The sequence below is a fragment of the Streptomyces sp. NPDC013157 genome (genome assembly GCF_042899865.1).
Lineage (GTDB): Bacteria > Actinomycetota > Actinomycetes > Streptomycetales > Streptomycetaceae > Streptomyces.
This window is the reverse complement of record NZ_JBIBAK010000009.1, coordinates 379950-393240: the sequence shown is the minus strand read 5'-3', so window position 1 is coordinate 393240 and position 13291 is coordinate 379950. Positions and strand designations below refer to the sequence as shown.

Annotated in this window: 13 protein-coding genes; 8 read left to right on the top strand and 5 right to left on the bottom strand. The window is 69.1% G+C overall.

All coding sequences use genetic code 11. From position 1 onward, the window contains the following. Positions 1-28 precede the first annotated feature (28 nt). The 3 genes from ACFY6U_RS27475 to ACFY6U_RS27465 all read left to right on the top strand — a co-directional run bounded on the left by ACFY6U_RS27475 (position 29) and on the right by ACFY6U_RS27465 (position 2794). Positions 29-802 (top strand): trypsin-like serine peptidase, encoded by a 774-nt coding sequence (locus ACFY6U_RS27475; protein ID WP_390042399.1) that lies wholly within the window; start codon positions 29-31, stop codon positions 800-802. A gap of 86 nt (positions 803-888) precedes the next feature. Beyond that, a complete protein-coding gene (locus ACFY6U_RS27470) occupies positions 889-1908 on the top strand; it encodes an NlpC/P60 family protein (RefSeq protein WP_390042397.1) in 1020 nt (339 codons plus the stop codon). A gap of 193 nt (positions 1909-2101) precedes the next feature. Beyond that, positions 2102-2794, top strand: a complete 693-nt coding sequence (locus tag ACFY6U_RS27465) for a phosphatase PAP2 family protein (RefSeq protein ID WP_390042395.1) — start codon at positions 2102-2104, stop codon at positions 2792-2794. A gap of 258 nt (positions 2795-3052) precedes the next feature. Here ACFY6U_RS27465 and ACFY6U_RS27460 read toward each other — a convergent pair whose 3' ends face one another. Further along, on the bottom strand, positions 3053-4615 hold the full coding sequence (locus ACFY6U_RS27460) for an FAD-binding oxidoreductase (protein WP_390042393.1): 1563 nt from the start codon (positions 4613-4615) through the stop codon (positions 3053-3055). Between the two features lie 364 nt (positions 4616-4979). On the opposite strand from ACFY6U_RS27460, the gene pstS reads away from it, so the two are divergent. From pstS to pstB, 4 genes are all read left to right on the top strand, one after another. Beyond that, on the top strand, positions 4980-6110 hold the full coding sequence (pstS, locus tag ACFY6U_RS27455) for a phosphate ABC transporter substrate-binding protein PstS (protein ID WP_390042391.1): 1131 nt from the start codon (positions 4980-4982) through the stop codon (positions 6108-6110). Between the two features lie 144 nt (positions 6111-6254). Further along, the gene (pstC, locus tag ACFY6U_RS27450; protein ID WP_390042389.1) at positions 6255-7265 is read left to right on the top strand and encodes a phosphate ABC transporter permease subunit PstC; all 1011 of its coding nucleotides are present in this window, start codon (positions 6255-6257) and stop codon (positions 7263-7265) included. After that, complete coding sequence (gene pstA / locus ACFY6U_RS27445; protein WP_390042387.1) at positions 7262-8320, top strand: phosphate ABC transporter permease PstA; 1059 nt, start codon at positions 7262-7264, stop codon at positions 8318-8320. The genes pstC and pstA overlap by 4 nt, the downstream gene beginning before the upstream one ends. Positions 8321-8358: 38 nt before the next feature. Then, positions 8359-9135: a phosphate ABC transporter ATP-binding protein PstB gene (gene pstB, locus ACFY6U_RS27440; protein WP_390042385.1), complete on the top strand. Its 777-nt coding sequence runs from the start codon at positions 8359-8361 to the stop codon at positions 9133-9135. A gap of 462 nt (positions 9136-9597) precedes the next feature. On the opposite strand, the gene ACFY6U_RS27435 is transcribed toward pstB, so the two are convergent. Both ACFY6U_RS27435 and ACFY6U_RS27430 read right to left on the bottom strand, forming a co-directional pair. Further along, positions 9598-10596 carry an anion permease gene (locus ACFY6U_RS27435; protein WP_390042384.1) on the bottom strand — a complete coding sequence of 333 codons (999 nt, stop codon included), beginning with the start codon at positions 10594-10596 and terminating at the stop codon, positions 9598-9600. A 7-nt stretch (positions 10597-10603) separates the two neighbouring features. Further along, positions 10604-11224 (bottom strand): DUF47 domain-containing protein, encoded by a 621-nt coding sequence (locus ACFY6U_RS27430; protein ID WP_390042382.1) that lies wholly within the window; start codon positions 11222-11224, stop codon positions 10604-10606. A gap of 197 nt (positions 11225-11421) precedes the next feature. Here ACFY6U_RS27430 and ACFY6U_RS27425 point away from each other — a divergent pair, with 197 nt between their 5' ends. After that, positions 11422-11760 (top strand): metal-sensitive transcriptional regulator, encoded by a 339-nt coding sequence (locus tag ACFY6U_RS27425; protein ID WP_390042380.1) that lies wholly within the window; start codon positions 11422-11424, stop codon positions 11758-11760. A 37-nt stretch (positions 11761-11797) separates the two neighbouring features. Here ACFY6U_RS27425 and ACFY6U_RS27420 read toward each other — a convergent pair whose 3' ends face one another. Both ACFY6U_RS27420 and ACFY6U_RS27415 read right to left on the bottom strand, forming a co-directional pair. Continuing rightward, positions 11798-11965, bottom strand: a complete 168-nt coding sequence (locus tag ACFY6U_RS27420; RefSeq protein ID WP_294008537.1) for a hypothetical protein — start codon at positions 11963-11965, stop codon at positions 11798-11800. 104 nt (positions 11966-12069) lie between these two features. Then, positions 12070-12924, bottom strand: coding sequence for a hypothetical protein (locus tag ACFY6U_RS27415; RefSeq protein ID WP_390042378.1), 855 nt, complete (start codon positions 12922-12924; stop codon positions 12070-12072). Positions 12925-13291 lie beyond the last annotated feature (367 nt).

The window sequence follows — 13291 nt, the reverse complement described above, 5'->3', positions numbered from 1 at the left end:
TCACCTTTGTGGGAGACAGTGGGCGCTGATGAAGCGCACCTCACGCATCTCTGCCACCTCGCGACGCGTCGCGCTCTGCGCCGTCGTCGTGCTGGCCGCCACCTCGGCCTCCGTCGCGGCCGCCGACGAGGCGGCCGGGCCCTTCGGGGTGACCGCGGTGGTCGGGTCCACCACGGAGAGCGCCAGAGTCGGGGCGCTGTTCGGCGCCGACAAGGCCGGGAGTCTGTCCGGCAACCACTTCTGCACCGCCTCCGTCGTGCACAGCCCGCAGCGGGACCTCATCGTCACCGCCGCGCACTGCATCGACGGGGAGGGCGACGCCACCGGGCTGGTGTTCGTGCCCGGGTACCGGGACGGGCAGGCGCCGTACGGGGTATGGAAGGTCGGGAAGCGGTACCTGCCCGACGGCTGGGCCCACGGGCAGAGCGAGGACAGCGACGTCGCCTTCGCCGCCGTGGACGAGAGGGGCGGGAAGCGGGTCGAGGACGTGACCGGGAGCAACCGGTTCGCCGCCGGGGTGGCCACCGGCGCCACCGCGGTCACCGTCACCGGGTACCCCGACTCCCGTGAGGTGCCCGTCAGCTGCACCAACAAGCCCGTCGCCCGCGGCGCCACCCAACAGCGCATCGACTGCCCCGAGTTCACGGGCGGGACGAGCGGGAGTCCCTGGGTGAACGGGGATCACGAGGTGGTCGGGGTCCTCGGCGGGCACGAGCAGGGCGGGTCGACCCCCGACGTCTCGTACAGCGTGGTGCTCGGCCGGGAGGCCGCCGAGCTGTACAAGGACGCCACGGTCGGCTGAGACGGCCGCATGAGGGGGCGTCATGTGCGCCGTCCTCCTGTGAAATAGCGCCACTCTCGGCCGAAATGGCGTTGAACAGCCCTGACATGGGGGAGGGTTGGGGCGTGCGGAAAGTATGGGTGGTCGGTGGCGCGGTGACGGCGCTCGGGGTGAGCTTCGTCATGCTGCTCGTCGTCGGCGTGTACGTCGTCGCCGGGAACCTTCTCAACGGGGTCGGCGGCGCCGGCAAGACCCTGGCCAAGGGAGCCGTACCGGCCGCGTACTCCACCCTCGTGCAGAAGTGGGGCAACCTCTGCTCCGCCATCAACCCCGCCCTGCTCGCCGCACAGCTCTACCAGGAGAGCGGGTTCAACCCGAAGGCGCAGAGCGCGGCGGCCGCGCAGGGGATAGCCCAGTTCATCCCGGGGACCTGGGCCACCCACGGCATCGACGGGAACGGGGACGGGGTCCGCGACGTCTGGGACCCGAACGACGCCATTCCGTCGGCCGCCTCCTACGACTGCGAGCTCGCCTCGTACGTCAAGGACGTGCCCGGCAACATCTCCGACAACATGCTGGCCGCCTACAACGCCGGGGCGTACGCGGTCATCAAGTACCAGGGTGTGCCGCCGTACAAGGAGACCCAGAACTACGTCAAGACCATCACCACCCTGGAGGAGAGCTTCGCCGCGCCGGTCAGCCGGCTCTCCCCGACCAAGCAGGCCGCCGGGGCCATCAACTACGCCCAGAACAAGCTCGGCACCCCCTACCTCTGGGGCGGCAACGGCACCGCGGCGGACAACGGCCGCTTCGACTGCTCCGGGCTGACCAAGGCGGCGTACGCCAGTGTCGGGATCACGCTGCCGCGGGTCGCCAACGACCAGTACAACGCGGGACCGCATCCCGCCCGCAACGAACTGCTCCCCGGGGACCTGGTCTTCTTCTCCACCGACCTCTCGAACTCCCGCGCCATCCACCACGTGGGGATCTACGTCGGCGGCGGATACATGATCGACGCGCCGTACACCGGGGCCGTGATCCGTTTCGACCCCATCGACTCGGCCGACTACTTCGGGGCCACCCGCGTCACCGAGGATGGCGCGAAAGCACTCCCCACCACGGTGTGAACGGAGCGTATAACCCACCCCCTGAGCTGGGGGTTTGTATCTCTCTTCGATAACGTCTGCGTGATCATTCGGTGGAACCTGGAACGTAGTGGTGTGGGCCGTGCGTTCCTGTTGACGTAGCCGACCACGGGGGTGGCAGCGAGCGACGCACACCAGGTGCGTCCCGGAACGACGACGAAGGGGCCGCAGCGCGATGGCTGTAATCGCCGAATCCGGGTCGAACCCTGACGTCGACCTGCTCTACGACATCAACGGCCTGGCCAAGGACGCGCCGCACTGGTTCGACCGGGCCATGGAGTTCGTCGGGGAGTACGGGCTGCTGGTCGCGATGGTGCTGCTGGTGGTGTGGTGCTGGTGGTCCGTGCGGCGCCGTGACGATGAGGACGTGCCGTCCACCATGGCCGCGCTGGTGTGGGCACCGCTCGCCGCCGCGATCGCCGTCCTCGTGAACGTTCCCATCCGCGGCTTCGTCGAGCGGCCCCGGCCGTTCCTCACCCACCAGGGGATCGACGTCCTCGTCTCCGGCAAGACCGACTACTCCTTCGTGAGCGACCACGCGACGATCACCATGGCGCTGGGGGTCGGTCTGTTCGTCGCCAACCGGAGGTTCGGGGCGGCGGGGATAGGGCTGGCGCTGCTGGAGGGGTTCTGCCGGGTGTACATGGGGGTGCACTACCCGACGGACGTGGTCGGCGGCTTCGCGCTGGGTACGGCGGTCGTCCTCCTTCTCTCCCCGCTGGCCACGGCTCTGCTGACGCCGGTGATGAAGGCGGTGGCGGGGTCTGCGCGGGTGGGGTGGCTCGTGCGGCAGCGGTCGGCGGCGGTCGGTGTGGTGCCGGGGGCACGTACGACGGTGGAGTCGGAGGAGCGGGACCTGGCGGCGTAGGCGGGGGCTGGGGCCGGGGGTGGGGACGCTTACCGGCGCTGGCAGGGTGCCGCTGCGCCCACCCGTGCCGCCCTGCGGCACGCCTGCCCGCAGCTGAGTGGCTGTGACGGCGTGCCTGCAGCCGAGTGGCTGCGACGGCGTGCCCGCAGCCTATGTAGCCGGCGCGACTGCGGCGCCCCGTAAGGGGTGCTGGGGGAGGAACTGCGCGATTCAGCCCCCGCGCGGCCGCGGATGCACGATCCGCCGAGCCACCCCTTCTTACAACCCCTGCGGAGAAGAGAAGAACCGATTCGGGTCGTACTGCTTCTTCACCTTGCCCAGCTTCGGCACGGCGTCGCCGTAGTACGCCTTCTTCCAGTCCGTGAGCGTCGGGTCCGTGTAGTTCTGGTAGGCCGCGCCGGAGGCGTACGGCTTCATCGCGGTGTGCGCCCCGTTCAGCCAGGACTGACCCGTGCTGCCGGAGGACCCGGCCCCCCACGACACGATGTACTGCGCCAGCATCCGCGACCGGCGGTGCACGAACGCCGTCGCCGTCGGCGAGACCCTGTTCACCGCTCCGCCCAGCGCCGTGAACGCGATGCTGCCCGCGCCGCCGCGGACGGCGGCGATCTGCCGCAGGGCCGTCTGGATGCCGGCCGCGGAGAGCGAGCGGTCGAAGAAGTCGGAGCGGGCGGTGTACGTCTCGCGGCCGAGCCTGCCCTGCGGGGAGCGGCCGGGCGTGGAGCCGGGCAGGTGGCACTGGGGCTCGGTGGCGAAGGAGGAGCAGCCGGCGTAGATCTCCATCACCTCCTCGTAGGCGTGGCGGCGCAGCGAGACGGAGGAGGCGTTGGCGCCGGCCTTGTGGGCGAGGGCGTCCACCGCGTTCTGGAGTTCGCCGTACGTGCCCATCGAGAAGCAGGCGACCGAGACGCGGGGGCCGCTGCCCGAGTTCTCCAGGTGGAGGGAGGACCAGATCTCGTCCGGCTGGGACGGGCCCCACTCCTGCCAGGCCTTGAACACCTGCGCCGCCTTCGACCACGGCCAGGTCAGGTACGCCGTCACCCCCTGCGGGGTCGGGTGGGTCCTGAACTGCAGCTCCGTGACGACGCCGAAGTTGCCGTTGCCGGCGCCGCGCAGCGCCCAGAAGAGGTCCTTGTTCGTCGTCGCGTTGGCCACGACCTGCGTGCCGTCCGCCGTGATCAGCGTCGCCTGGGTGAGGCTGTCACAGGTCAGGCCGTACGCGCGGGACGCGACCCCGTGTCCGCCGCCGAGGACCAGGCCGGAGACACCGACGGTGGGGCAGGAGCCCGCGGGTATGGTCACGCCCTTGGCCGCCAGGCCCCGGTAGACGTCGATCAGCTTGGAGCCGGCGCCGACGACCGCCGTACCGCCGCTGACGCGGATGCGGTTCAGTTTCGACACGTCGAGGATCAGGCGGCCGTCGCCGGAGGAGTAGCCCGCGTAGGAGTGGCCGCCGTTGCGGATCGAGACCTTCAGTGAATGGGCCTGGGCGTACGACAGCGTGGTGCGGATGTCGTCGGCGTGGGCGACGTACGCGACCGCCGCCGGCTTCAGGCCGTCGAACCGGGTGTTGTAGAGCTGATGGGCTGTCGTCCAGGAGGCCTCGCCGGGGCGGACCAGGGTACCGTCCAGAGCGTGGGCGAGGGCGGTCCAGTTGGCCGCGGCCGCTGCGCTGGTGGTCTTCAGCCCCGTACGAGACGATGTGGTCGCGAGTGGCGCCCCGGTCGTGTGGGTCGTGGTGGCGCCTCCGGAGCTGCACCCCGTCAGTGCGGTCGCCGCGAGGGCGGCCGCCCCGCCAGATATGAAGGTACGCCGTTCCATGCCCGTGCCTTTCGCGTCGGCTTTCGTGGGACGAGACGGCGTCCGTCGCACAGGGGTTCCCGTGCGGTGTAACGAACGCCGTGACGTCGTAACGACTGCGATGGCGAACGGCGAAGAAATGTTCGCGTAACCCGCCCGTTGGAACCGGCATGTGCCCTCACCGTAAGCGTTCCGTGACCTAACCGGGTCGACGGCAGGGGTTCACCCTCCGTTCACCTATGGCCATCGGCGGCTTCACCTGTTCTGCCTAATTTCGGCCGTACCGGGTGCGGTGAGCGGTCGTGAATGCCCAGTCAGGAGGCCCTCACTCACCACCTACTTCGCACGCCGCCGAAGGTGGCGCCTCTGGAAGGAACTCCCGAAAGTGAAGCTTCAGCGCAAGAACCGGCTGCGCGCCCTGTCTCTCGGTGCTGTCGCCGTCTCCGGCGCCCTGGCCCTTACGGCGTGCGGCTCCGACGACAACGGTGGCGGCAGCGGTTCGAGCACGTCTTCGGCCTCCGCCAACGCCAGCTCCATCAAGTGCGACAACGCCAAGGGCCAGCTGCTCGCCGACGGCTCCTCCGCGCAGAAGAACGCGATCGACGCCTGGGTGAAGAACTTCTCGCAGGCCTGTGGCGTGCAGATCAACTACAAGGGCTCCGGCTCCGGTGCCGGTGTGACCGCCTTCACGCAGGGCCAGATCGCCTTCGCCGGCTCCGACTCCGCGCTGAAGCCCGAAGAGGTCACCGCCTCCAAGAAGGTCTGCTCCGGCGGCCAGGGCATCGACCTCCCGATGGTCGGCGGCGCGATCGCGATCGGCTACAACGTCCCGGGTGTCGACAACCTGGTTCTGGACGCGCCGACCCTCGCCAAGATCTTCGACAGCAAGATCACCAACTGGAACGACGCGGCGATCAAGAAGCTGAACCCGTCCGCCAAGCTCCCGAACCTGAAGATCCAGGCGTTCCACCGCTCGGACGAGTCGGGTACGACGGACAACCTCACCAAGTACCTGATCGCCACCACCCCGAGCAACTGGAAGTACTCCGGCGGCAAGGCCTGGCAGGCCAAGGGCGGCCAGTCCGCTCCGCAGTCCGCGGGTGTCGCCCAGCAGGTCAAGCAGACCTCCGGCGCCATCGGCTACTTCGAGCTCTCCTACGTCTCGGACGGCATCAAGGCCGCCTCCATCGACACGGGCGCCAGCAAGCCGGTCGCCCCGTCCACCGAGTCCGCCACCGCCGACATCGCGGCCGCCAAGGTCGTCGGCACCGGCAGCGACCTGTCGCTCCAGCTCGACTACAAGACCAAGGCCGAGGGCGCGTACCCGATCAGCCTGGTCACCTACGAGATCGCCTGCGACAAGGGCAACAAGGCCGACACCCTGCCCGCCACCAAGGCGTTCCTGCGCTACATCGCGAGCGAGGACGGCCAGAAGCTCCTCTCCACGATCGACTACGCCCCCGTTCCCGACGAGATCATCGCCAAGGTCCGGACCACCGTCGAGGGCCTGAGCTAAAGATCCGCGTGTGCGGCCGAGTTCCGGACGGAACCCGGCCGCACCGTCCGGTGCACCGCCGCCCGGAGCCGTACGCCTCTACGTGTGGGGCGTACGGCTCCTCCGAGCCGCCTCCCAGGGCGACTCCGCAGACCGGAGAACCCGATGGACATATCGACGCAGACAGCAGACGCATCTCCCCCGACGCCCCCACAGCCCTCCGCGGCCCAGCAGAAGCGCAACGCGCGCGGTGCCACCCGGGTCGGTGACCGAGTCTTCCTCGGTTTCTCCCGCGGTTCCGGCATCCTGCTCCTGGTGATCATGGCCGCGATCGCGGTCTTCCTCACCTACCGGGCCGCCCTCGCGATCAACCGCGACCACAGCAACTTCCTCACCACCTTCGAGTGGAACACCAACCTCATCCCGCCGAGCTTCGGCATCGCGGTCCTCGCCTTCGGCACGATCGTCTCCTCGATCATCGCCATGGCCATCGCGGTCCCGATCGCGGTCGCGATCGCGCTGTTCATCACGCACTACGCGCCGCGCCGCCTCGCCGGCCCGGTCGCCTACGTGATCGACCTGCTCGCCGCCGTGCCGTCCATCGTGTACGGCCTGTGGGGCGGCCTGGTCCTGGTACCGCACATGACCGGTCTGTTCGGCTGGCTGAACGACTACTTCGGCTGGACCGGGATCTTCTCCTGGGACGGCGGCGCCCCGCGCTCGATCCTGACCGTCTCGATCCTGCTCGCGATCATGATCCTGCCGGTCATCACCAACGTGAGCCGTGAGGTCTTCCGGCAGGTTCCGCAGATGCACGAAGAGGCCGCCCTGGCCCTCGGCGCCACCCGCTGGGAGGTCATCCGCATGGCGGTGCTGCCCTTCGGCCGCTCCGGCGTGATCTCCGCCTCGATGCTCGGCCTCGGCCGCGCCCTCGGCGAGACGATGGCCGTCGCCACCGTGCTCTCCCCGGACTTCGACATCCACGCCAGCCTGCTCAACCCGGGCGGCGGAACCTTCGCCCAGAACATCGCCAGCAAGTTCGGTGAGGCGACCTCGGACGGCCGTGACGCGCTCATCGCCTCCGGTCTGGTCCTCTTCGTCATCACCCTGCTGGTCAACGGCGCGGCCCGCATCATCATCCAGCGCCGCGCGGAGTACTCGGGGGCCAACGCATGAGCACCGCAGCAGTCGACAGCCGTGCCAGCACCCTGCGCGGTGCCAGCCTCCCGAAGTGGTCCCCCTACGCCATCATCGGCGGATCCATCGTCCTCGGTGTGCTCATCGGCCTCGTGGCCGGCCTGGACAGCAAGGTCCAGTGGGGCCTGATCGCCGGCCTCCTCTACGTCCTCGGCACCTACGGCATCGCCGCCCGCGTGGAGGGCCGCCGCCAGGCCAAGGACCGGGTGGCCACCTCCCTGGTCTGGGTCGCCTTCGTCGTCGCGGTGGTCCCGCTGGTCTCCCTGCTCTGGGTGACCGTCTCGCGCGGTGTGAAGGTCCTGGACCCCTACTTCCTCAGCCACTCCATGGGCGTCGTCGCCGACTCCCAGCCCGGTGGTGGCGCCTACGCGGCCATCATCGGCTCCCTGGAGCAGGTCGGCCTCGCCACCCTGATCGGCGCCCCGATCGGCATCCTCACCGCGGTCTACCTCGTCGAGTACGGGCGCGGTCGCCTCGCCAGGGCCGTCACCTTCTTCGTGGACGTGATGACCGGTATCCCGTCGATCGTCGCGGGTCTGTTCATCCTCAGCCTCATGCTGATCTTCGACATGCAGCCCTTCGGCTTCGCCGGATCGCTGGCCCTGGCCATCCTGATGATGCCGGTGGTCGTGCGCTCCACCGAGGAGATGCTCAAGCTCGTCCCGAACGAGCTGCGCGAGGCGTCCCTGGCGCTCGGCGTGCCCAAGTGGCGCACCATCCTGAAGGTGGTCCTGCCGACCTCCATCGGCGGCATCACGACCGGTGTCATGCTGGCCGTCGCCCGTATCGCGGGTGAGACCGCGCCGGTGCTGCTGCTGGTGTTCGGCAACCCGTTCATCAACAACAACCCCTTCGAGGGTGCGCAGTCGTCGCTGCCGCTGTTCATCTACCAGCAGTACGCGAACAGCGCCGGTGCCAACGCGGCGTACGACCGTGCCTGGGCGGCCTCGCTCACGCTGATCGCCTTCGTGATGATCCTGAACCTGGTGGCCCGCGGCATCGCCCGCTGGAAGGCCCCCAAGACCGGTCGCTGACCGGCCGACAGCGACCGACTCCTGGAAGTGAAGAAGTAATGTCCAAGCGAATCGACGTAAGCGGGCTCACCGCCTACTACGGCTCCCACAAGGCCATCGACGACATCTCGATGAACATCGAGCCGCGCACCGTCACGGCGTTCATCGGCCCCTCCGGCTGCGGCAAGTCGACGTTCCTGCGCACGCTCAACCGCATGCACGAGGTCACCCCCGGCGGGCGCGTCGAGGGCAAGGTCCTCCTCGACGACGAGAACCTGTACGCCGCCAACATCGACCCGGTGGCGGTGCGCCGCGAGATCGGCATGGTGTTCCAGCGTCCGAACCCCTTCCCCACGATGTCGATCTTCGACAACGTGGCCGCGGGACTGAAGCTGAACGGCAACGTCAAGAAGAGCGAGCTGGGCGACATCGTCGAGAAGTCGCTCAAGGGCGCGAACCTCTGGAACGAGGTCAAGGACCGCCTGAACAAGCCGGGGTCCGGTCTCTCCGGTGGTCAGCAGCAGCGTCTGTGCATCGCCCGCGCGATCGCGGTCGAGCCGAAGGTGCTGCTCATGGACGAGCCCTGCTCGGCGCTCGACCCGATCTCGACCCTCGCCATCGAGGACCTGATCGGGGAGCTGAAGGAGCGCTTCACGATCGTCATCGTGACGCACAACATGCAGCAGGCGGCGCGGGTCTCGGACCGTACGGCGTTCTTCAACCTGGCCGCGGTCGGCCAGCCCGGCAAGCTGATCGAGATCGACGACACGGAGCGGATCTTCTCCAACCCGTCGGTCCAGGCCACCGAGGACTACATCTCCGGGCGATTCGGCTGAGCCGAGGTATCCACCGACCCCTCGCGGTGCTGCATGGCGGTGCCACCGCGAGGACGCAAAGGGCCCGCCCCTGGCTCCCGGGGGCGGGCCCACCTGCATTTTCCTGTGCCCACCCGCCCACCCGACTCGGTTCTTCGAGAGGGGCGAGGTCGAGGGTGGGTGGCCCCGTGCGACGGCGGCTGCGGGCCTGGGTGGGCGCGGGCGCGGAAGAGGGTGAGGGCACTGTCGTACGGCGGCTGCGGGCGCGTCGTGGCCGGTCGCGCAGTTCCTCCCCCAGCCTTCGGCCGGGGGTACCCCCAGCGCCGCTTGCGGGGTGCTGTCCGGGTTCGGCTGCGGGTGGGTTGTTGCTGGTCGCGCAGTTCCTCCCCCAGCCTTCGGCCGGAGGGACCCCCAGTGCCCCTTGCGGGGTGTTCGACCTCGCCTTTTTGCGGACCGAGTCGGGTGGGTGGGTGGGCCAAGAGGTTACAGGAACGCCAGGTGCACGATGCCGTAGGCCGCTGCTGCCACCAGGGCCGCTGCCGGCATGGTGATGAACCAGCCCAGGACGATGTTCTTGGCGACGCCCCAGCGGACCGCGTTCACGCGCTTCGTCGCGCCGACGCCCATGATGGCCGAGGTGATGACGTGGGTGGTGGAGATCGGCGCCTTGAAGAGGTACGCCGTGGTGAACATGATCGAGGCACCGGTGGCCTCGGCGGCGAAGCCCTGGGGCGGGTCGAGTTCGATGATCTTGCGGCCGAGGGTGCGCATGATGCGCCAGCCGCCGGCGTAGGTGCCGAGGGAGAGCATGAGGGCGCAGACGATCTTGACCCAGGCCGGGATCGGGTCGCCGTACGTCTCGTGGCCGGAAATCACCAGTGCCATGACGACGACGCCCATCGTCTTCTGGGCGTCCTGGAGGCCGTGGCCGAGGGCCATGCCGGCCGCGGATACGGTCTGCGCTATCCGGAAGCCCCGCTTCGCCTTGTGCGGGTTGGAGCGGCGGAACAGCCACATGATGGCCGTCATGACCAGGTAGCCGAGGATCAGGCCGACGACCGGGGACAGGAACATCGGGATGATGACCTTGTCCACGACGCCGTTCCAGAGGACGGTCGTGCCGCCGGCCAGCGCCGCCCCCACCAGGCCGCCGAACAGCGCGTGGGAGGAGGACGAGGGCAGGCCGAAGTACCAGGTGACGAGGTTCCAGACGATCGCGCCGACCAGCGCCGCGAAGAGGATGCCCATGCCCGTGGAGCCCTTGGGCGTCTCGATCAGGCCCTCGCTGACCGTCTTGGCGACCCCGGAGCCCAGGAAGGCGCCCGCGAGGTTCATCACGGCCGCCATCGCGAGGGCCGCGCGCGGCGTCAGCGCGCGGGTGGAGACCGAGGTCGCGATCGCGTTCGCCGAGTCGTGGAAACCGTTCGTATACGTGAAGAAGAGCGCGACCATGATGGTCACGACGAGCGCGAAGGTGTCCATCGACGGCTCAGGACTCCTTGACGGCGATGGTCTCCACCGTGTTCGCCACGTGCTCGAACGCGTCCGCCGCCTCTTCCAGGACGTCCACGATCTGCTTGAGCTTCAGCACCTCGATCGCCTCGTACTTGCCGTTGAAGAGGTGCGCGAGAAGCTTGCGGTGGATCTGGTCCGCCTGGTTCTCCAGGCGGTTCACCTCGATCCAGTACTCGGTGAGGTTGTCCAGCGTGCGCAGGTGGGGCATCGCCTCGGCCGTCAGGTCGGCGGCCCGCGCCAGCACCTCGATCTGCTGCTCGACGCCCTTGGGCAGTTCCTCGACGTTGTAGAGGACGACCAGGTCGACGGCCTCCTCCATGAAGTCCATGATGTCGTCGAGGGACGACGCGAGGTTGTAGATGTCCTCGCGGTCGAAGGGCGTGATGAACGAGGAGTTCAGCTGGTGGAAGATCGCGTGCGTGGCGTCGTCACCCGCGTGTTCCGCTGCCCGCATACGCTCTGCGATCTCGGCCCGGGCGGACAGGTCCGCCCCGAGCAGTTCCATCAGGAGTTTCGAGCCCGTGACGATGTTGTCCGCGGACGCGGCGAACATGTCGTAGAAGCTCGTCTCCCTGGGGGTCAGACGAAAGCGCACTTGGGGTCCTCGGTATGCATGGGTTTCGGTCAGGCTGATGCTAAGCGCATCATCCGGCCACGGCTAATGGGCCGCCCTCCAGTTTCGCCCATCGGGCATGGTGATCAGCACGGGGGCGTCCCGAGGGCCCTATACCCAGCAAAGTTCGTTACCATATACCCACCAGGGGTATATGTATCGACGATGCGGAGGACGCGATGACGACCACCGAGGCCGGCGCCACGACGCCCTCCGGAAGCGGAGCGCAGGCGGCCACGCACGGTTATCACAAACAGAAGGCCGAGCACCTCAAGCGGCTGCGCCGGATCGAGGGCCAGATCCGGGGCCTGCAGCGCATGGTCGACGAGGACACCTACTGCATCGACATACTCACCCAGGTCTCCGCCTCCACCAAGGCCCTGCAGTCCTTCGCGCTCCAGTTGCTGGAGGAACACCTGCGGCACTGCGTCGCCGACGCGGCCGTCAAGGGCGGGGCGGAGATCGACGCGAAGGTCGAGGAGGCCACCCAGGCCATCGCCCGCCTGCTGCGGACCTGAGCGGGCCCGAGCGTGCCCGACCGGCTCCTGGCCTGAATCAGTAGGCCTCGCGCTCCTCGGCCACGCGCAGCACCTCGTCGATACTCTCCAGACTGAGCCGGTCCTCGGCGGCCGACGCCGCGATGATCAGCTCTCCGCACAGCTCGATCTCGGCGAGGGCCACGTGGTCCTGAACTGCCGTACCGCCGACCGGAGCCACGTGCATCACCTCTTCTCTGCCGTCACCGATTCTCTAGAGTAGGCAGCGGTCTACACAACGCGCATGGCACGGACGGGCTAGTTCACAGGTTGCACAGAGCCGTTCGCTGACTAGTGCGTCGGCTGGTTTTCGGCGATCCGGCCCGCGTAGATGTCCTCGGAGCGTGGCAGCTTCACGTCCACCGGAGTGCCGAAACCGTACAGCAGGGTCGTCGAGGCGACCGCCACCGTGCCCTTGTCGCTGTCGTTGACGAAGCTGAACCGCTGCCGCAGCTTCCGGATCCGGCCCTGGTCGTCGAGGTACACGTCGAACGGGACCTCGGGGGTGGCGAACCCTTTCGCCGCGGCTGCCAGGGCGGCCCTGTCGCCGGCGGACGCCGAACGGGCGGCGGCCGCGAGGTCGGCGGTGCCCCGGTAGTGCCGTACCCCGGTCCCGGCGAGCTCGGTCTTCTCCACGTACGTCGCGGTGCGGGTGCCGCGCAGCAGCTCGGCCGCCGCGAACGGGTCGGTCGCGCCGCCGGTGACCAGGTTGCCGTCGGAGAGGGACGCGGTCTCCACGCGGACCCACTTGTCGGCGGGCACCCCGGCGCCCCGGTTCTTCATGAACAGCGCGCCCGGGGCGAGGAGTTCGGTGATCGGGCGGTGCTCGGAGGCGCCGGCGGGGTCCTGCGGGAGGACGACGGTGAGCCTGCCGAGCTGCCGGTCGTAGTCGTAGACGCCCTTGCCGCGGATGGTGACCCGGGTGCCGCCGGTGGCCATCTCCATCGAGGTCGTGGCCTTGGAGGTGCGGGTGGCCCGCAAGGTGTCCGCCGCGTGCCTCAGGAGGGTGACCGGGTTGTCGCCGGGGGAGCCGCCGGCGCCCTCGGCCGTGGCGCCGCCACAGCCGGTGGCGCAGGCGCCGAGTCCGACCACGAGCCCCACGGTGACGGCCGTCTTCCCAGCGCGCCAGTGCTGCCGCCGATCCATTGCCTGCCTACCCCCAGCCGGTGCGTCCGTCACGGGTCCCGCGTCGTTCCGCTTAACGAGGGGTGGGTGGGGCCGTCACGCATACCAGTGCTTTACCGGGCGTGGGTAACGTTGTCGGTGTGGCGCAGGAAGACGGTTCCGGGCGGGTCCTGCAGGGGGCGGGACACGATGCGGGCACGGTTGAACAGGGGCGGTTCTGTTTCGCGCGGTGCACGTGTGGGTGGCGGGGGCCGGCTCGGAGGGCGAGAAGCCTTGCGCGTTCTGATGCGGAAGGGCACATGGCCGGGGGTGGCTGAGGCGGTGCGCCGGGTGCGGGTGGGTGGGGGCTGGTCGCGCAGTTCCTCCCCAGCCTTCGGCCGGGGGTACC

Excerpts from the sequence above, each read along its gene's own strand:
- ACFY6U_RS27475 (WP_390042399.1), top strand. The coding sequence starts at position 29 with ATGAAGCGCACCTCACGCATCTCTGCCACCTCGCGACGCGTCGCGCTC.
- ACFY6U_RS27470 (WP_390042397.1), top strand. The coding sequence starts at position 889 with ATGGGGGAGGGTTGGGGCGTGCGGAAAGTATGGGTGGTCGGTGGCGCG.
- ACFY6U_RS27465 (WP_390042395.1), top strand. The coding sequence starts at position 2,102 with ATGGCTGTAATCGCCGAATCCGGGTCGAACCCTGACGTCGACCTGCTC.
- ACFY6U_RS27460 (WP_390042393.1), bottom strand. The coding sequence starts at position 4,615 with ATGGAACGGCGTACCTTCATATCTGGCGGGGCGGCCGCCCTCGCGGCG.
- pstC (WP_390042389.1), top strand. The coding sequence starts at position 6,255 with ATGGACATATCGACGCAGACAGCAGACGCATCTCCCCCGACGCCCCCA.
- pstA (WP_390042387.1), top strand. The coding sequence starts at position 7,262 with ATGAGCACCGCAGCAGTCGACAGCCGTGCCAGCACCCTGCGCGGTGCC.
- pstB (WP_390042385.1), top strand. The coding sequence starts at position 8,359 with ATGTCCAAGCGAATCGACGTAAGCGGGCTCACCGCCTACTACGGCTCC.
- ACFY6U_RS27435 (WP_390042384.1), bottom strand. The coding sequence starts at position 10,596 with ATGGACACCTTCGCGCTCGTCGTGACCATCATGGTCGCGCTCTTCTTC.
- ACFY6U_RS27425 (WP_390042380.1), top strand. The coding sequence starts at position 11,422 with ATGACGACCACCGAGGCCGGCGCCACGACGCCCTCCGGAAGCGGAGCG.
- ACFY6U_RS27420 (WP_294008537.1), bottom strand. The coding sequence starts at position 11,965 with ATGCACGTGGCTCCGGTCGGCGGTACGGCAGTTCAGGACCACGTGGCC.
- ACFY6U_RS27415 (WP_390042378.1), bottom strand. The coding sequence starts at position 12,924 with ATGGATCGGCGGCAGCACTGGCGCGCTGGGAAGACGGCCGTCACCGTG.